Here is a 17,836-nt window from a genome sequence, read left to right as displayed (position 1 = left end):
TTCCGGACGGGTCGGGACCGGAGATCTCCGGGTCCGAACGCTTCTCAGGCTGCGTCCAGGACGCGAAGCAGGTGGCCCAGCGGAGCATCGCCCCAGTCGGCCAGCTCCGCGGCCGTCGCTTCGGCGACCGCCGCCCACCACGTCGCCGAGCGGTTCACCGCGTGGGTCAGCTCGGCTGCGGCGAGGAGCGGCTCCATCTCACTCGGCGACGCGACGCCGTTCCAACCGTCCGTGTAGGCCTCCCACACCACGTCCCAGTCGACGTCGTCGCTCCGGCCGACGATCCCCATCGGCACGACGAGCACCTCGAGCGCATGCGCCCACTGCGCGTCGCCGAAGTCGAAGAGACGGAGGCCGGTGTCACCGGCGAAGACGTTGCCGGGATGCAGGTCGCCGTGCTGGAACGTCGCCGGCAGCGGCGAGGCTCCGAGCTCGTCGGCCGCCTCGATCAGGCGGGTCCGGGCGGCGACGAGCTGGCGCCGGCGGTCGGCGTCGAGTCGGGACGGATGCTCGTCCGGCAGCGACGAGAAGGCGTCGACCAACTCGTCGAAGCGCCGGCCGGCCGTCGACGGCGAGTGGTCGGGCAGTCCGGCCGCGATCAGCACGTGCCGGTGAACGATGACCGCACGTTGCAGCCGGGCCGCCAGGTGCATCACCGTGCGCCAGTCGTCACTGGACGGCGACTCGTCGCCTGCCAACGTCGAACCGGCGTCGAGCGTGAGCAGCCAGCCCTCGTCGGCCTCGATGGCCAGCGGCGCGGCGATGTCGTCGTCGATTCCGGCCAGGGCGGCGTGGACGGCGGGCTCGTGCGCCATCGCCGCGCAGTTTGCCTTGAACCACACGGTCCCCGCCGTGGTCGGCACGGTGAGCTGTGTCGACCACGGACGCACCCGGCGCTGCTCGATCGGCCCCGTGGGCGCGATCGCCCGCTCGGCGAGACGATCGCCGATCCAGCGCTCGGCCCCGGAGCGCCACTCTTCCGATGTCACGCGCTGCGAGAAGGCCGGCGTCATGCTCATCGACGGTAGGCGCTGGCGAGCCCCGCCGGCCGCGGCCCGGCGCATCGGTACGCTCACGAGCGTGTCCGAGTCCGACTTGCCCGAGCCATCTTCCACGGGCGAGCCGCCGTCCCTGACGATCCTCGGGAGCACGGTCCGCCACGCCGTCGACCACGTCGAGGTGTTCCCGGCGCCGGCCCACGTCACCGAGGTCCGATTCTCCACCGACGAGGTCGCGTCGGTCTGCCCGGTGACCGGCCAGCCCGACCTGTCGAGCGTCGAGATCAGCTACGTGCCCGCCGAGTGGTGCGTCGAGTCGAAGAGTCTCAAGCTCTACCTCTGGCGGTTCCGGGATCAGCAGGTGTTCGCCGAAGCGCTGGCCGCCGAGATCGCCGGCGAGATCATGCTGACGGCCGCGCCGAACCGCGTCACCGTGCGGATCACGCAACGGCCACGCGGCGGCATCACTCTGACGGCGCTCGCCGAGCTGCCCTGACACCGGACCGTGGACCGCCGTTACGGTTGGTGCCAGGCACCAACCGTAACGCTCAGTCGACGACGCCGATGTCCTCGTTCCAGAGCGAGGGGTTGGCGGCGATGAAGTCGGTCATCATCGCCACGCACTCGTCGGAGTCGACGACGACCACCTCGACACCGCGCTGGCGCAGGTAGTCCTCGCCGCCGTAGAAGGTGCGGTTCTCGCCGATGACCACCCGGCCGATGCCGTAGAGCAGGATCGCCCCGGTGCACATGTCGCAGGGCGACAGCGTGGTCACCATCGTCGCCGAGGCGTACACCGACGCCGGCTGACGCCCGGCGTTCTCCAGGCAGTCGGTCTCGCCGTGCTTGATCGCGCTGCCCTGCTGCACGCGCCGGTTGCGGCCGACGGCGATCACCTCGCCGTCCACCACGAGGGCGGCGCCGATCGGAATTCCTCCTTCGGCGAGGCCGGCCCGGGCTTCGGCGATGGCGGCATCGAGATGCCGGCGGTCGAGGTCGGTGATCGGATCAGCGGGCACGGGGAACTCCAGACTCCGGCGAACTCAGGCGCGGTGGTAGGCACGCATGTAGGCGCCGGGGTAGCGAATGCCCCGGCCCCACACGACGAGGGCGATGATGACGACGAGATAGGGGACGGCGATCATCAACTCGTTCGGCACGCCGCCGAACGCCGAGGTGATCGCCAACTGCAGTTGGAGGGCGTCGGCGAGTCCGAACAGCAGGGCGCCGCCCATCGTCGCCCACACGCCCCACCGGCCGAAGATGACCAGGGCGATGCAGACCCAGCCGCGACCGCTGACGATGTCGATCGTGAAGCTGCCGAGCACGGCGAGCGTCAGGAAGGCACCACCCATCGCCATCGACATGCCGCCGACGACGAGCGCCGCGTAGCGGGTGCGGGCGACGGAGATGCCGGCGACGTCGGCGGCCTCGGGGTTCTCCCCCACCGCCCGCAGACGCAGGCCGGCTCCGGTGGAGCGCAGCACGAACCACAACGACGGCGCGAGCACGACCACGGCGACGAACGTCGGCGGGTACTGCCCGATGATGTCGGCGCCGCCGAACCAACGGCTGAACTTCGGCGAGCGGGCCATCGATCCGGTGCTGTAGAGCAGACGGCTGGCGTAGTCGCACGCGGCGACGAGGGCCAACGTCACGCCGATGCCGGCGACGTGCTGGTTGACCCCGATCGTCACCGTCAGCACTCCCATCAAGGCCCCGGCGACCGCACCGGCGGCGAGCGCGCACACAACCCCGACCCACAACGAGCCGGTGTGCTCGGCCGCCATGAAGCCCACGAACGCCCCGGCGTACATCGTCCCTTCGATCCCCAGGTTGAGCACGCCCGCCCGCTCGTTGCAGATCGCCCCGAGGGCTCCGAACATCAACGGCGTGGCGATCGTCAGCATCGCCGTCAACGCGGCAACAAACGAAAAGCCGCTCATCTCTGCGTTCCCCGGCCACGCAGGCCGCGCCAACGGGCGACTCCGCTGGCGCTCCGTCGCCCTTGGCCGCGAGGACTTCGGGACGCTCGCTTCGCTCGCTGAACTCCGGAGGTTGATGCGCGGGTTCTCCTGCGGGCGATCGTCACGGCGCTCACCGTGGTGAGAAGCAGCACGGCGGTCACCAACTGGCCCATCTGGAACGGCAGCTGCAGCACCCGCGACGCGCTCTGCGCGCCGACGGCGATCAGGCCGAGCACGAGGCCGACGACGGAGACGCCGGCTGCGTGCAAGGCGCCGAGCGTCGCCACGACGACGCCCGTGTACCCGTAGCCGACGGCGATCGACGCCGTCAGCTGATGCTGCACGCCCATCACCTGCACGGCGCCGGCCACGCCGGCGATCGCTCCCGAGAGCAGGGCGCCACGCCAGCGGATCCGCTCCACGGCGATGCCCGAGAACCGAGCAGCGTCGGGCGCCTCGCCGGCCGCCCGCACGCGCAAACCGAGCGGGGACCACGCCATCACCACGCCGAACACGGCGATCGCCAGCACGGCCAGCAGGAACCCGGCATGCACGCGGTCGGTGCCGACGATCAGCGGCATGCGATAGCCCGGTCCGAACGTGTCGGAGTCCGGAAAGCCGCTCTCGGGGTGCCGCCACGGACCGTTCAGCAGACCCTGCATCAGCAGCAGCGACACCGGGTTGAGCAGCAGCGTGGTGACCACCTCGTCGATGCCGGCGACGCGGCGCAGCCACGCCGGCAGCGTGGCCCACAACGTGCCCCCGATCGCGCCGGCGACCACCCCGACCGGCAGGGCGACCCCAGCCGGCAACCCGTCGAGGTACAGGCCCGGCACCGTTGCGCCCATCGCCCCCGCGAGGAACTGTCCCTCGGCGCCGATGTTGAAGTAGCCGGCCCGGAACGCCACGGCCACGGCGAGCCCCGTGAAGAGCAGGGGGGTCGAGGTGAGCAGCACCTCCTGGATCGAGTACGACGATCGCAGGGGTTCGATCAGGTACCGGTTGTAGGCCGACAGCGGATTGGCGCCGGACGCCCGGATCGGTCCCGCCGTGATCGCGAACGTGGCGACGATCGCGGCGACCACGGCGATCGGCCCGGCCCCGCGGGCCGTGCCACGCGCCATCCCCCGGACCGCGCCCCGACCCGGCCCGCCGCTCATGCCGGCACCCCGGCCCCGGTCATCATCAGGCCCACCGATTCGGGGGTGGCGTCCGCGCCGCTGGTCTCGCCGACGATGCGGCCGCCGACCATGACGACGATCCGGTCGGCGAGGGCGAGCAGCTCGTCGAGGTCCTCGGAGATCAGCAGCACACCACCGCCCCGGTCGCGCACCGAGCGCAACTGGCCGTGGACGTACTCGCACGCGCCGACGTCGAGCCCGCGCGTCGGCTGCGACGCCACCAGCACCTTGGGCTGACGGGCGAGCGCCCGCGCCAGCAGCACCTTCTGCATGTTCCCGCCCGAAAGCGTCCGGACCGGCGCCGTGGCGTCGGCGCGGATGTCGAACTGCTCGATGAGCGCGCGGGTGTGTTCGCGCACGCGACGCCGGTCGACGAACCAGCGGCCGCGCCTGAAGGAATCGAGGTCCTCGAGCACGAGGTTCTGCTCGACGGTCAGGTCGGGCACGACGCTGCCCTTGCGATCCTCGGTGATGCGGCCGAGCCCGGCCGCCAGCCGAGCCAGCGGGTCGGCCGCCGTGACGTCACGACCGGCGACGATCACTCGTCCCCGGGTAGCCGGCGCCGTCCCCGACAGCACCTGGACGAGCTCGGTCTGGCCGTTGCCGCTCACCCCGGCGACGCCGACGATCTCGCCGCCGTGGACGCGCAGCGCGACGCCGTCGAGCCGGGTGACGCCGTCGCTGTCGAGCCCGACGTCGACGAGATCGAGCACCGGCTCGGGCCCCGCGGCACCCGTGGGGTGGTCGGCGCCGGCGTCGTCACGGTGCGGGAGGGGCGCGCCGAGGACGGCGGCCAGCTCGACCTCGTCGTCGATGGCGTCGCCGACCTCTGCGCCGACCATCAGGGCGGCGATCGCCCGCGGCTCGAGCCCGGCGGCGGGCCGGGTGGCGACGTTGCGGCCGCGGCGGATCACGGTGACGCGGTCGGCGATCGCCGTCACCTCGTGCAGCTTGTGGGAGATGAACACCACGCCGAGGCCGTCGGCGGTCAGCGCCCGGATCGTGTCGAACAGGGCATCGGCATCCTGCGGGACCAGCACCGCCGTCGGTTCGTCGAGCACGAGGACGCGGCACTCCCGGTTGAGCGCCTTGAGGATCTCGACACGCTGGCGTTCGCCGACGGACAGGTCGCCGACCCGAGCATCGGGATCCACCGCGATGCCCACCCGCGTGGCCACTTCGACCACGCGGGAGCGGGCGGCGACCCGGTCGAACCGACCGAAGCCGAGCGTCGACAGCATGACGTTCTCGGTCACCGTCATCGGAGCGACGAGCGAGAACTCCTGCGTCACCATCCCGATGCCGGCGGCCATCGCGTCCTTGGGCGAGGAGAACCGCACGGACGTCCCGTCGACGAGCAACTCACCGTCGTCGGGCTGGCTGAGCCCGTAGAGGATGCGGGTGAGCGTCGACTTGCCCGCGCCGTTCTCGCCGAGGAGGGCGTGCACCTCGCCGGGCTCGACCGAGAAATCGAGCCCGTCGTTGGCGACGACCGTGCCGAAGCGTTTGGTGATGCGCCGCAGCTCGACGGTGGGAGCCACCGTGGACGACCGGGCGATGCTCAGCTGGTGGTCGCCGGAGCTGCGCTGTCGGAGGCGCCTTCGGCCGATGCCGCCGCGGCCTCGCCGGCATTGATCGAACCGGCCGGCTCGGACTCGTCGACCGGCGTCGTGAACTCACCGGCGAGGATCGCCTCCTGCTGCGCCTCGACGGCCGCGAGCAGATCCTCGGGCACCTCGACGACGATGTCGGTGTTGATCTCGGCGATCGAGCTGCCGCCGTTGACCATGAACGAGTACTCGGCGAGGTTCTGCGCCTCGTAGGTGCCGGAGCTCACCTGCTCGACGAGCGCCTCGATCGTCGGCTGCATGTTCCATACCAGCGACGTGACGACGTGACCCGGCGCCAGCTCACGCTGGTCGACCATCATGCCGATCACCGGCAGGTCGTTCTCCTCGGCGATCTCGATCACGCCGGCCCGCTCGGCGAAGAGCACATCGGCGCCCTGGGCGATCTGGGCCTCGGCGGCCTGTCCCGCGCTCGCCGGATCGAAGAACGAGTTGATGAACGAGACCTTGACCGTGGCGTCGGGGTTGACGGTGCCGACACCATCGACGAAGGCGTTGACGATGCGGTTGACCTCGGGGATGGGCATGGCGGCGACGACGCCGATCGTGTTCGACTCGGTGAGGCCCCCGGCGAGCATGCCGGCGAGGTACGCCGGATCCTGCAGCCAGTTGTCGAACACGCTGAAGTTGGGAGCCACCTCGGCCTGGCCGGAGCCGAAGGCGAACGCCGTGTCGGGATAGTCGGCCGCGACCGCCCGCACCGCCTCCTCGGCGGCGAAGGCGTCACCCACGATGAGGTCGGGGTCCTCCGACTCGATGATGTCGCGCAGGCCGCGCTCCATCACGTCGGCCGTGCCGAGTCCGTCGACGTAGCGGTACTCGATGGCGCCGGTCTCGGCGACCGCCTCGATCGCCGTGTGGATCGCCCCGTCCCAGGGCTCCTCGAGAGCGGTGGCGTAGACGCCGTAGACGAGCAAGGGCTCGGCGTCGGAGGAGGCGGCACCGGTGCCGCTCACGATGCCGGCGGCCACGGTCGCGGCCGCCAGGCCGGCCGCTCCGAGGAGAGTGGGGATGCGCACGGTGGAACCTCGCTGCGTGGTTGGTGGGCTGCTGTCGATGGCTGTCTGTCGATGAATGTCTGTTGGTGGCTGGCTGTTGGTGGCCGGCTGCGCCGGTGTCGATGGCTGACTGCGTCAGACGGTACCCACCGACGGTGGTGTGGTCCAGGGACGATGTGTCGTTTCGGCGGCGTTTCCACTGGACACTTCGTCCCCCACCGGCGACTAGCCTGCCGCCGCGTGGCGGACGCAACGATGACCGTGGCGGGGCTGCTCGACCTCCCCGTGGTCCGCCGGGCCCGCCCCGAGCTGGTGGTCGGCGGCTCCGGCGATCTCGACCGTCCGGTGCGCTGGGTGCACACGTCGGAGATCTACGAGATCTCGCCGTTGCTGAAGGGCGGGGAGGTGCTGCTCACCACCGGCCTCGGCCTCGTCGGGTTGTCCGCCACGGCCGTGCGGCGGTACGTCGCGTCGCTCGCCGGGGTGGGTGTGGCCGCCCTGTTCCTCGAGCTCGGGCGCACGTTCACCGTCGCGCCCGACACGCTCGTGGCGGCGGCGCGGGACGAAGGCCTCGCCCTCGTCGTGTTGCACGGGGTCGTTCCGTTCATCGAGATCACCGAGGCGGCGCACCCTCTGCTCATCGGCGGCGAGGTCGGGCGCCTGCGTGACGGCGCCGATCTCGCCGAGCGGATCGTCAGCGGCATGATCGCCGGCGACGGCCTGCCGGCGATGGTCGCCCGCATCGCCGAGGTCGCCGGCGCACCGGTGGCCCTCACGTCGGTCGGCGGGGACGTGATCGCCAGCACTCCCGGGGCCGAGCTGCCGACGGGCATGTCGGACGTGCCGTCGACGACCGTGGCCGTCTCGGCCGCCGGAACAGAATGGGGATCGCTGAGCATCGCCGGGCCGGTGGCCCAGCCCGTGCTCGCGGTCGTCGAGAGCGTGGTCGGACTGCTGGCGCTGGAGATGCAGCGGGCCCACCCCCGGCTGCCAAGCCTCGACCAGGCCGGCGGCGACCTCCTCACCGACATCGTGCGGGGTGAGTACTCGTCGATCGACGAGCTCAACCGTCGCGCCGCCGGGGTGGGGCTGGTGGTCGGGGCCGGTCAGCGGGCGATCGCCCTGTGCCTCCTCGTCGCCGGGGGCAGCCGGGGCGCGCTCACCACCATCGCCGCAGCGCGGGCGGGGGCCCGGCGGGCGTTCGGCCCGGCCTTGGTGGCACCGTTCGACGACGTGGTCGTCGTCGCCACCGCGGTCCATCCGCGCGACGTCCGGCGCCGGCTCGCCGACTTCGCCGCTGTCGTCCGTACCGAGCTCGACCTGACCGCCACCGGGCGCTTCGTCGTGAGCGCCGGAGCGCTCGTCGACGACATCGCCGGACTCGACCGCTCTGTCGCCACGGCACGCGAGACCGCCGTGCTCGCTCGTCGCCTCACCCCCTCGACCGAGACGGTGCTCGCCGACGACTTCGCCCTCTACCAGCTGATCGCCGGGCTCGTCGACGACACCGCGCTCGAACGATTCGTGCAGGACCAGATCGGTGCCCTGATCGAGTTCGACGCCCGGACCGGCTCGGAGCTCGTGCGCACCCTCGACACCTATCTCTCCTGCAGCCTGTCGAAGTCGGCGGCCGCCGCCAGCCTCGGTGTTCGTCGCCAGACGCTGTACGGGCGCCTCGAGCGGATCAGCTCCCTCCTCGGCGGGTTCGATCTCGACCATCGCGAGCGCCGCACCGCCATCGACCTCGCCCTCGTCGGCTGGCGCCTCCGCACCTCCGCCGCCACACGTTGAGCGCTCGCCCGCTCACGGGAGGCGGAGCAGCGGGCCGTCGGCGACGACGAGCCGGTCGGCGAGGAGCGTCGCCACGATGTCGGCGGGAAACGCCGCGGCCGGTGCCGCTCCCCCGGCCAAGGCGTGGAGCACCTTGCCACGGGCCTGGCGGGCGCTGCCCTCGAACCGGCCCTGGCGGGTGCTGACCCCGGCCGAGCCGACCGCCGGGTCAGGTGCCAAGCGTCCGGATCGGTACCACGCGCATCGCGATGTCGCGGGACATCGCTCACACTTCGGGTCGGGCCGGCAGAGCTGGGCGCCGAGGTCCATCAGCACCTGGTTCCACGCCCATCCGTCACCACGCGGGACGAGCGAATCGGCGAGCGCCTGGGCGCGCTTCGCCGTGAGCCGCTCCCCGGCCACGCGTGCGAGGACGCGGGCGATGTTGGTGTCGACGACTGCTTCGTCGCGCTCGTAGGCGAACACCAGCACCGCCCGCGCCGTGTACGGGCCGATGCCCGGAAGGGCGAGCAGATCGTCGAGACGGTCCGGCACCTCGCCGCGATGCCGGTCGACCATCGCCACGGCGGCGTCGCGGAGGTTTCTGGCCCGACGCGGATACCCGAGGCCCTGCCACAGGCGCAGCACGTCGCCGAGCGCGGCGGCTGCCGTGACCGACGGCGTCGGGAAGTCGGCCCGGAATGCCTCCCACTTCGGCGCGACGCGCTCGGCTTGCGTCTGCTGGAGCATCACCTCGGCCACGAGGATGTGCCAGGGGTCCCGGGTCGCCCGCCACGGCAGATCGCGCAGCCGGGGCACGCCCCACGCCAACACGGCGCCAGGATCGAGCATCGCCCGCCGACGCTACCGGCGGCGGCTCACGGCAGGAGGACGATCTTGCCGCGGGTATGCCGGCGCTCGACGTCGCGGTAGGCGTCGCGCACCTGCTCGAGCGGGTACGTCGCGGCGATCGGCACGTCGAGATCGCCGGTGGCGACGAGGCCGGCCAGCTCGGTCAGGATCGGGCGCGGATCGGGGTGGTCGCCGCCGACCGCGTTGGCGCCGATCTCGGCCGCTCCGGCGAAGTCGATCACGGTCTCGATGCGTGACGCCGGCACGCCGAGGGCGACGGCCAGCGCCATGTACCCGTCCGAGGTCGCCGCACCCGTGCCGCGACCGAACGTGTCGATGAACGCGGCGATCGGTCGCTCTCCGGCGGCCCGACGGATGCGCTGCTCCTGGCCGTCGCCGTACGCGACGGGCACCACGCCACGGCTGCGGAGCCAGTCGTGGTGACGCTCGCTCGCCAGGCCGATCACCGTGGCGCCGGCGCGCACCGACATCTGGGCGGCGACGCCGCCCACACCGCCGGCGGCCGCCGACACGACGACGACCTCGCCCGCCTGCGGGGCGACCACCAGGGAGGCGATCGCTCCCGTGACGCCGGCGACGTAGAGCGACCCGGCGACCTCCCAGGGCGTTCCCGCCGGCTTGGCCACCAGCTGCTGCCACGGCACGGCGACCAGTTCGGCATGCGACGAGCGCTCGTGGCTGAAGCCCAACACCTCGTCGCCGACCTTCCACGACGTCTCGCCGTCGCCGACGGCGACCACCACGCCGGCGAGGTCACTCCCCTGTCCCGACGGGAACGTCGCCGGCCAGCGGTCGTGCAGGAAGCCCTCGCGGATCGCCATCTCACCGGGATTGACACCGGCCGCTCTCACCTCCACGACGACACGCCCCTCGGCGGCGACGGGATCGTCGACGTCGCGGACCTCCAAGACGTCCACACCGCCGTACCGGTCGAATCTCACTGCTCGCATGACTACTGCTCCATTCGTGTCCGTCCGCTCCTCGCGGGCTGCCGTCCACGATGCGCAGGACGAGACGCGGCGCGACCTCGCCGTTCGGGCAGTCCTCCTCGCCGAACGGCGAGCCGCGGCCGGCATCGTCGCGGCTAGCCTGAGCCCGTGACGACCGCCACCAGGGTCGATGCCGGCTGGGCCCTCCACGCCGCCTTGGACCTGTTCGCCGCGCCCATCGAGCACGTGATGGACCGTCTGGCCGATCTGATGGCCGATGTCGCGCCGTCGGGGCGCCGGCCACTCGTCGCCGTGCTCACCGGCGACTGCTCGCACTCCCCGCTCAAGGTCAGTTCCGTCGAGCCGGCGGACCGCGTGACCAGCGCCGAGCTCGGCGGGCTCCACGATGCCCTCACGCCGGGAGAGCGATGGGTCGGCCCGATGCTGCTCGCGGGCGCGGAGCATCGAGTGCTCGCCGTGCGGTCGGTACCACCGAATGCCACCGGGTCGGTGTTCGTAGTCGCCCTCGACGGCCCCGCCGGCATGGGCACCGAGCACATCGACGTCGACGCCATCGCCGGCCTCTGCGACGTCGCCGCGCTGACCTGGATCGACCGATCGGTCAGCGCCGCACCAGGGTTCCTGGCCTCCACCCTCGCCGCCGCGCAGGAGCGGGCCAGGGCGATCGCCGAGCTCGGCGAGACCCACGAAGCGACGTTGAGCGGCATCCTCACCGCGCTCCGTGCACGCGACGTCCCCGACGGCTCGGCCCGTGCGGCGGCCGTTGAGCTGGCGACGACGGCACTGATCGAGCTGCGCGAGCGCGGCCATCGCAACCGCGACATGAGCGAGGAGCCGCTCGACGCGGCGTTCGAGCGGCTGCGCGACCAGCTCGCGCCCCAGGTGCGCTTCGCCGCCGCGCGGCTCGAGCTGGCCGGCCCCGGAACCGGCCCGAGCATCCCGGCCGGGATCGCCCACGCTGCGCGCGCCGTCTCCCGCTCGCTCGTGATGGCAGCCGGCGACCAGGCCGACGTGTCCAGGCTGCGGCTCGCGTGGCGGCCCGAAGGCGGATTCCTCGTCATCTCCGTTCGTGACGACGGACCGGGGAGCCTCGACGCCGACGCGCTGCGCACGTCGCCGATCGGCGAGCGGCTCGACGCCCTCTCGGCGCGGCTCGACGTCGATGCCGTCCCCGGCTGGGGGTCGACGGTCACCGTCCGCGTTCCTCTCGCCATCACCACCGCCGAGGCCGATTCACCGCTCTCGGTGCTCAACCCCCGCGAACTCGAGGTGCTGACGCTGGTGGCCCGCGGTGAGCGCAACGCCCAGATCGCCGAGGCGCTCACCATCACCGCACACACGGTGAAGTTCCACGTCGCCAACATCCTGCGCAAGCTCGACGTCACCACCCGCGGCGAGGCGGCCGCCCTGGCCCACGCCAACGGACTGCCCGCGCTCACCGGCGGCGCCGGACGTGAAACCATCGCCCCCGCCGCCGGGACCGCTCGGTAGCGTTGACGGATCACCCGACTGGTCAGCCCCGGCCGGATGATCCACTGACCACACCGGAGTCTCCGATGACCACTTCACAGCCTGTCCCCACCGCCGCTGACGCCGATCTGCACGCACGCCTCGAGGCGGAGCGTGACCAGGCGCGCGCCCGCGTGGCCGAGCTCGAAGTCGAGTACGAGCAGCTGCTCGGCAACCGCGACGTCATCCAGGAAGACCGCGACACCACGCGGCGCATCCTCGAGGAGGCCCGTGGTGCCCTCGCCGCAGCCGAGCGATCCCTCGCCCAGGAAGCCGCCGGCGACTACGGGCGCTGCTCCGAGTGCGGCCAGCCGATCGGTGACGAACGCCTCGAAGCGCTCCCCGACACCACCACCTGTCGCGACTGCGCCTGACGCGCGTCAGGTGTCGGCGGGATCCTGCTCGGATTCCAGCGCCTCGATCGCTTCGGCGCGGGCCGCTTCCTCGGCATCCTCGACCGGGATCTGGACGTCGGGCATTCTCCGCACCGGCCGCTTGGGCCAGGCGCGCATGAGGAAGTCCATGCTCGACTCGTGGGTGCTCTCCGCATCGCGAACGAGTTCGCGCATCGCCTTCAGTCGCTCCCGCCGGGCGATGCTCCACGGCCCCACTCGGAGCGTGAGGTAGAAGAACGCGCCGACGATGATCGGGAACGCCCACTGGGCGAGGCGGTACGACGCGACGCCGAGACCGGCCGGCGTCCTGGGCATCCCGAAGCCGACGAGGGAGCCGACGTAGACGCCGTCGACGTAGCCCAGGCCTCCCGGGGTGAGCGGCACCGAGGCGACGACGTTGGCCAGCCCGAACGCCACGAGCAGCCCATCGGGATCCATCGCCTGGTCGTGGTACGCGCGCAGGAACATCCACAGCGACGTCGCATCGAGCAACCACGCCAGCGCCGCCCAACCGGCGACCCGCTTCAACAGCCGGCGATCGTCGATCAACTCCTCGACGCGGCTGCCGATCTGGCGCAGCACGCTCACGGCCTTGTCGCCGCTGAGCCGGAACTTGGCGGCAATCCGGCGCACGATGCGCTCGGCCCGGCCCTGGCCGTGCATCAGGCCGAGCACCAGCATCGCGACGACGAACATCGTCACCACACCGACGAGGGCCGCTGTGGCGTACAGACCGTTGACGCCGCGGCTGGGGATCGAGACCAGCACGGCACCCCAGAAGATGATGTTGAGCACCAGGGCTGAGCCGACGCCGGCGGTGGCCATGGCGAACCCGGCGTCGGCACCACGGATGCCCGACAGCGTGAGCAACCGGTAGCCGAGCGCCCCTCCGGCGGCGTTGCCGCCCGGGACGATGAGCGTGAGGGCCTTCGAGCTCATCTGGATGCGGAACATCCGCATGTGCGAGATCGTCTTGCCGGCCTCTCCCAAGGCGGCGCGGGTGAGCAGCGAGTACGCCGACCAGGCCCCGACCTGCAGCGCCAGGCCGAGCACGAGCAGCAGCGGCTCGACCTTGGTGAGATTCTCGGCGGCGTCACGGAACCGCGGGAGGATCGGCAGCACGAAGAAGTTGGCAGCCAGCAGGAACCCGACCGTCTTGATGCCGAACCGCAGCGGCTTGAACTTCTTCTTGCGCTCGACCGGCTCCGACGGGTCGCGCACGATGGGAGGCAGATCACCGGAGACCCACTCCGGCGGCGCAATCCGCCGATTGTGCTCCGACCGCGCGCTCACGACCCCTTGCTACACGATCGGACGGCACCAGCCACGCCATCAGCACCGGCGCGAGCCTCCGAGGATGCGACGGATGGCACGTCGCGGCGCGTACGAGCCGCAGAATTACCGGTCGGTAAGGTCGCGAGCCATGAGCACGCCCGACCTCACCGCTGCTGCCGGTCTCGTCGACCTCGCCGACTCCGTGGTGAAGGCCGCCCTCGCCAAACTGCAGGCCGAGGGCGGTCCCGACGCCAACCAGGTGGTCGCCTACGACATCGCCCACGCCGCATCGGCTGCGGCGACGGCGAGGGTGTTGCTCGACTACGGCGCCAAGGGCGACGCCGAGGCGGCGATCACGTGCGCCTTTGCCGCCGACATGGTGCACGACCTCATCACTCGGGTCGCCGGTCGCGAGAGCCTCTGGGACGTCGCTGCCGACGTGTTCGACCCCGCCCGCCCGGCGCTGGCCGCCTACCGCGACCCGGCGTTCCTCGCGTCGCTGGCCTCCACCGAGGGACCGCGCCACCTCGATGCCGACATGGAGCTCGTCCAGGACACGTTCCGCTCGTTCGCCGCCAACGTCGTGGCCCCCCACGCCGAGCACGTCCACCGCACCAACGGCGACGTGCCCGAGGAGGTGATCGCCGGTCTCGCCGAGATCGGCGCGTTCGGCCTGTCGGTCCCCGCCGAGTACGGCGGCTTCAGCGAGGGTGGCGACAGCGAGTACGTGGCGATGGTGATCGCCACCGAGGAGCTCAGCCGGGCGAGCCTCGGAATCGGCGGCTCGCTCATCACACGGCCGGAGATCCTCACCAGGGCGCTCGTGAAGGGCGGCACGGAGGAACAGAAGCTCGAATGGCTGCCCAAGCTGGCCACCGCCGAGGTGATGGCCGCCGTCGCCGTCACCGAGCCCGACTACGGCAGCGACGTCGCCGGGCTCAAGGTCACAGCCACCCCCGCCCCCGGGCCCGACGGCTCCGCGGGCTACGTCATCAACGGTGTGAAGACGTGGTGCACGTTCGCCGCCCGGGCCAACGTGCTGATGCTGCTCGCCCGGACCGATCCCGACCGCTCCAAGAGCCATCGGGGCCTCAGCCTGTTCATCGTCCCCAAGCCCCAAGGTGACGGCCACGGCTTCCAGTTCACCCAGGACGGGATCACCATCAACGGCCAGCACGGCAAGATGGAAGGTCGCCCGATCGACACGATCGGCTACCGCGGGATGCACAGCTACGAGGTCGCCCTCGAGAACTGGTGGGTCCCGGCCGATCACCTCATCGGCGGGGAAGACGGCCTGGGTCGCGGCTTCTACTACCAGATGGAGGGTTTCGAGAACGGCCGGCTGCAGACCGCCGCCCGGGCGATCGGCGTGATGCAGGCCGCCTACGCCGAAGCGCTCGACTACGCCAGCAACCGCAAGGTCTTCGGCTCCAACATCGTCGAGTACCAACTGACGCAGGCCAAGCTCGGCCGCATGGCCGTGCTCATCCAGGCGGCCCGGCAGTCGGCGTACCACGTCGCCACGCTGATGGCCAAGGGGGAAGGGGCCACGGAGGCGAGCATGGTGAAGGCGTACGTCTGCAAGGCGGCCGAGTGGGTCACCCGCGAGGCGATGCAGATCCACGGCGGCATGGGCTACGCCGAGGAGTTCACGGTGAGCCGTCTCTTCGTCGACGCCCGGGTGCTGTCGATCTTCGAGGGCGCCGACGAGACGCTCTGTCTCAAGGTCATCGCCCGCCGCCTCGTCTCCTGAACCTCGTCGCCCGGCCCGGCGGCGGGTGACGGGGATCACGGAACCGGACGGCACCCCCGGCCGACTGCTTGACTGGAGTGGACGACCGGAGGAGGTACGGCCTTGCTGGCTCTCGAGAACCTGATGGCGGCGCGCTACCAGATGGCGCTGTCGCTCGGGTTCCACATCATCCTGTCGTGCTTCGGCGTCGCCTTCCCGGCCATGATCTACGTCGTCCACCGGCGCGGCATCCGTGACAACGACCAGGCGGCCCTCGACCTCGCCCACAAGTGGGCCAAGGCGGCGGCCGTGCTGTTCGCCGTGGGCGCCGTGTCCGGCACGATCCTCAGCTTCGAGATGGGCCTGCTGTGGCCCGAGCTGATGTCGACGTTCGGCGACGTCCTCGGCCTGCCGTTCGCGCTCGAGGGGATCGCCTTCTTCGTCGAGGCGATCTTCATGGGCATCTACCTCTACGGCTGGAACCGCCTGCCGCCGAAGATCCACCTGCGGACGCTGATCCCGATGATCATCTCCGGAGTGTTCGGCACGTTCTGCGTGCTCGCCGTCAACGCCTGGATGAATGCTCCCGCCGGGTTCGAGCTCGGCCCGCCGCTGCCCGACGGCAGCCTGAACGTCACCGACGTCGATCCGCTCGGCGCGATCTTCAACGGGGCCGTCTGGCAGCAGTTCACCCACATGTTCGTCGCCGCCTACATGGTCGCCGGGTTCGTCACCGCCGCGGTGTACGCCGTCGGCATGATGCGCGGCCGCCGCGATCGCCACCATCGCCTCGGATTCACCGTCCCGTTCACGTTCGCCGCCGTCGGTGCGGTGATCCAGCCGTTCATTGGTCACATCGGCGGCATGCGCCTGGCGAGCGACCAGCCGTCGAAGCTCGCCGCGATGGAGCTCGCCGCCGATCCCGAGACGCGAGCCCCGTTGTGGCTCGGCGGCGTCTTGGTCGACGGTGACGTGAGGTTCGGCATCCCCATCCCGTGGCTCGGCTCGCTGATCTCGCGGGCCAACATCGACCGCGCCGTTCCCGGTCTGAGCGAGTTCCCCGTCGAAGACCGCCCGCCGGCCAATGTCGTCCATCTCGCCTTCCAGATCATGATCGGCGCCGGTGTGGTGATGGCGCTGATCGCCCTGTGGTTCGGCTGGCGCTGGCGGCGCTCCCGGCGCGACCCTGGCGCCGACGTGTTCGCCGGCCGCTGGTTCCTGCGCGCCGCCCTCGCTGCGGGCATCCTCTCGGTGGTCGCCCTGGAGTCCGGGTGGACGACGACCGAGGTCGGCCGCCAACCGTGGATCGTGTTCGGCGTGATGCGGGTGGAGGACGCCGTCACGCAGAGCGGGAACATCTGGATCAGCCTCGTGGTGATCGTCGTCGTGTACACGGCGATGGCCGTCGGCGCGGTCAGCGTTCTGCGTGGCATGGCCCGCCGATGGCGGGACACGGGCGACGTCGACCTCCCGACGCCCTACGAGATCCCCGAGCGGGTGCACCATGAGCCTCGTTGACGTCGTCGCTGCGATGCTGTTCCTCGGTGTGCTGTGCTACGCGCTGTTCGGGGGCGCCGACTTCGGCAGCGGGATCTGGGACCTGCTCGCCCTCGATCGACGCGAGGCGCCGGCGCTGCGACACCAGATCGACCGCAGCATCGGGCCGGTCTGGGAGGCTAACCACGTGTGGCTGATCTACGTGCTCGTCTTCCTCTGGACCGGGTTCCCCGAGGGCTTCGGCGCCATCGTCACGACGTTGTACGTGCCATGGCTGTTCGTCGGCCTCGGCATCGTCCTGCGCGGGGCGGGCTTCGCCTTCCGCAAGTTCGCGGGGTCTTGGGAGCGGGCGCGGCTCTACGGCGTGGTGTTCGCCACGTCGTCGTTGATCACGCCGTTCTTCCTCGGCATGATCGCCGGAGGCATCGCCAGCGGCCGCGTCCCTGCCGACGGCAGCGGCAGCCTGGTCACCAGCTGGACCGGTCCGACGTCGTGGGTGGGCGGTGTCCTGGCCGTGCTCACGTGCACGTTCCTCGCCGGGTCGTTCCTCGCCGCCGACGCCCAGCGGGCCGGCGACGACCACCTCGCCGCCTGGGTGGGGCGCCGCAATCTCGTCGTCGGCGCGATCACGGGGTTCGTGGCGGTGGCCGCCATCGTGCCGATCCGGATCGACTCGGACACGCTGGCCGATCGCCTCCAGGGCCGCGGCGCGGCGGCGCTCATCGTGTCGGCGGCAGCGGGTGCGACGAGTCTTTGGCTGCTGCGCGCCGGGCGCTGGGCGGTCGCCAGGATCTCCACGGTCGTCGCCGTGGCGGCGATCGTGATCGGCTGGGGTGTTGCCCAGTATCCCGACCTGCTGGCCGACACGTTGACGCTGGAGGATGCGGCGGGTGCCCGGGCGACCCAGGTCGGGCTCGTCGTCACGTTCGCCGCCGCCGCGGTGACGGCGGTACCGGCGATGCTGTGGCTGTTCGTCCTCGTGAATCGGCGGGACTGGGCCGTCGATCCTCCCGTGGAAGGCCCGATTCCGGAGCCCCGCTCCACGGAGAGCTGACCGTCCTCG

Annotated in this window: 17 protein-coding genes; 8 read left to right on the top strand and 9 right to left on the bottom strand. The window is 71.5% G+C overall.

The genetic code is table 11. The features are described from left to right. Window positions 1-44: 44 nt before the first annotated feature. On the bottom strand, window positions 45-1,013 hold the full coding sequence (locus tag DN771_RS22435; RefSeq protein ID WP_116999801.1) for a phosphotransferase family protein: 969 nt from the start codon (window positions 1,011-1,013) through the stop codon (window positions 45-47). A gap of 67 nt (window positions 1,014-1,080) precedes the next feature. Here DN771_RS22435 and queF point away from each other — a divergent pair, with 67 nt between their 5' ends. Further along, window positions 1,081-1,494, top strand: coding sequence for a preQ(1) synthase (gene queF / locus DN771_RS22430; protein WP_227462448.1), 414 nt, complete (start codon window positions 1,081-1,083; stop codon window positions 1,492-1,494). Between the two features lie 52 nt (window positions 1,495-1,546). Here the strand turns inward: queF and DN771_RS22425 are convergent, their stop codons facing one another. From DN771_RS22425 to DN771_RS22405, 5 genes are read right to left on the bottom strand one after another with little or no spacing between them, the layout of a single operon-like run. Further along, window positions 1,547-2,017, bottom strand: a complete 471-nt coding sequence (locus tag DN771_RS22425; protein ID WP_205528727.1) for a nucleoside deaminase — start codon at window positions 2,015-2,017, stop codon at window positions 1,547-1,549. A gap of 24 nt (window positions 2,018-2,041) precedes the next feature. Then, window positions 2,042-2,944 carry an ABC transporter permease gene (locus tag DN771_RS22420; protein WP_116999799.1) on the bottom strand — a complete coding sequence of 301 codons (903 nt, stop codon included), beginning with the start codon at window positions 2,942-2,944 and terminating at the stop codon, window positions 2,042-2,044. Continuing rightward, the gene (locus DN771_RS22415) at window positions 2,941-4,125 is read right to left on the bottom strand and encodes an ABC transporter permease (protein WP_205528726.1); all 1,185 of its coding nucleotides are present in this window, start codon (window positions 4,123-4,125) and stop codon (window positions 2,941-2,943) included. The genes DN771_RS22420 and DN771_RS22415 overlap by 4 nt, the downstream gene beginning before the upstream one ends. Next, a complete protein-coding gene (locus DN771_RS22410) occupies window positions 4,122-5,687 on the bottom strand; it encodes an ABC transporter ATP-binding protein (protein WP_205528725.1) in 1,566 nt (521 codons plus the stop codon). The genes DN771_RS22415 and DN771_RS22410 overlap by 4 nt, the downstream gene beginning before the upstream one ends. Before the next feature lie 20 nt (window positions 5,688-5,707). Next, complete coding sequence (locus tag DN771_RS22405; RefSeq protein WP_205528724.1) at window positions 5,708-6,793, bottom strand: BMP family protein; 1,086 nt, start codon at window positions 6,791-6,793, stop codon at window positions 5,708-5,710. Window positions 6,794-7,012: 219 nt separating this feature from the next. Here DN771_RS22405 and DN771_RS22400 point away from each other — a divergent pair, with 219 nt between their 5' ends. Beyond that, the gene (locus DN771_RS22400; protein WP_162942279.1) at window positions 7,013-8,563 is read left to right on the top strand and encodes a PucR family transcriptional regulator; all 1,551 of its coding nucleotides are present in this window, start codon (window positions 7,013-7,015) and stop codon (window positions 8,561-8,563) included. Window positions 8,564-8,575: 12 nt separating this feature from the next. Here DN771_RS22400 and DN771_RS22395 read toward each other — a convergent pair whose 3' ends face one another. Both DN771_RS22395 and DN771_RS22390 read right to left on the bottom strand, forming a co-directional pair. Beyond that, window positions 8,576-9,394: an HhH-GPD family protein gene (locus tag DN771_RS22395; RefSeq protein ID WP_116999794.1), complete on the bottom strand. Its 819-nt coding sequence runs from the start codon at window positions 9,392-9,394 to the stop codon at window positions 8,576-8,578. Between the two features lie 26 nt (window positions 9,395-9,420). Continuing rightward, window positions 9,421-10,365: an NADP-dependent oxidoreductase gene (locus DN771_RS22390; RefSeq protein WP_116999793.1), complete on the bottom strand. Its 945-nt coding sequence runs from the start codon at window positions 10,363-10,365 to the stop codon at window positions 9,421-9,423. Between DN771_RS22390 and DN771_RS29770 the strand changes: the two genes are divergently transcribed. From DN771_RS29770 to DN771_RS22380, 3 genes are all read left to right on the top strand, one after another. Next, entirely contained in the window at window positions 10,364-10,516 is a 153-nt protein-coding gene (locus DN771_RS29770; RefSeq protein WP_162942278.1) for a hypothetical protein, read from the top strand. The two genes, DN771_RS22390 and DN771_RS29770, sit on opposite strands and share 2 nt — an antisense overlap. Then, complete coding sequence (locus DN771_RS30735; RefSeq protein ID WP_116999792.1) at window positions 10,513-11,856, top strand: helix-turn-helix transcriptional regulator; 1,344 nt, start codon at window positions 10,513-10,515, stop codon at window positions 11,854-11,856. Before DN771_RS29770 ends, DN771_RS30735 begins: the two co-directional genes overlap by 4 nt. A gap of 65 nt (window positions 11,857-11,921) precedes the next feature. Further along, window positions 11,922-12,248 carry a TraR/DksA family transcriptional regulator gene (locus tag DN771_RS22380; protein ID WP_116999791.1) on the top strand — a complete coding sequence of 109 codons (327 nt, stop codon included), beginning with the start codon at window positions 11,922-11,924 and terminating at the stop codon, window positions 12,246-12,248. Between the two features lie 6 nt (window positions 12,249-12,254). Here DN771_RS22380 and DN771_RS22375 read toward each other — a convergent pair whose 3' ends face one another. Further along, the gene (locus DN771_RS22375) at window positions 12,255-13,562 is read right to left on the bottom strand and encodes a lysylphosphatidylglycerol synthase transmembrane domain-containing protein (protein WP_116999790.1); all 1,308 of its coding nucleotides are present in this window, start codon (window positions 13,560-13,562) and stop codon (window positions 12,255-12,257) included. A 130-nt stretch (window positions 13,563-13,692) separates the two neighbouring features. Between DN771_RS22375 and DN771_RS22370 the strand changes: the two genes are divergently transcribed. From DN771_RS22370 to DN771_RS22360, 3 genes are all read left to right on the top strand, one after another. Next, on the top strand, window positions 13,693-15,297 hold the full coding sequence (locus DN771_RS22370; protein WP_227462447.1) for an acyl-CoA dehydrogenase family protein: 1,605 nt from the start codon (window positions 13,693-13,695) through the stop codon (window positions 15,295-15,297). Between the two features lie 102 nt (window positions 15,298-15,399). Next, a complete protein-coding gene (locus DN771_RS22365) occupies window positions 15,400-16,794 on the top strand; it encodes a cytochrome ubiquinol oxidase subunit I (RefSeq protein ID WP_227462446.1) in 1,395 nt (464 codons plus the stop codon). Further along, window positions 16,781-17,827, top strand: a complete 1,047-nt coding sequence (locus DN771_RS22360; RefSeq protein ID WP_116999788.1) for a cytochrome d ubiquinol oxidase subunit II — start codon at window positions 16,781-16,783, stop codon at window positions 17,825-17,827. The genes DN771_RS22365 and DN771_RS22360 overlap by 14 nt, the downstream gene beginning before the upstream one ends. Window positions 17,828-17,836: the final 9 nt, after the last annotated feature.

Source organism: Desertimonas flava, assembly GCF_003426815.1.
GTDB classification, from domain to species: domain Bacteria; phylum Actinomycetota; class Acidimicrobiia; order Acidimicrobiales; family Ilumatobacteraceae; genus Desertimonas; species Desertimonas flava.
The sequence above is the reverse complement of the archived record's forward strand: the minus strand, read 5'-3'. Positions and strand labels throughout refer to the sequence as shown.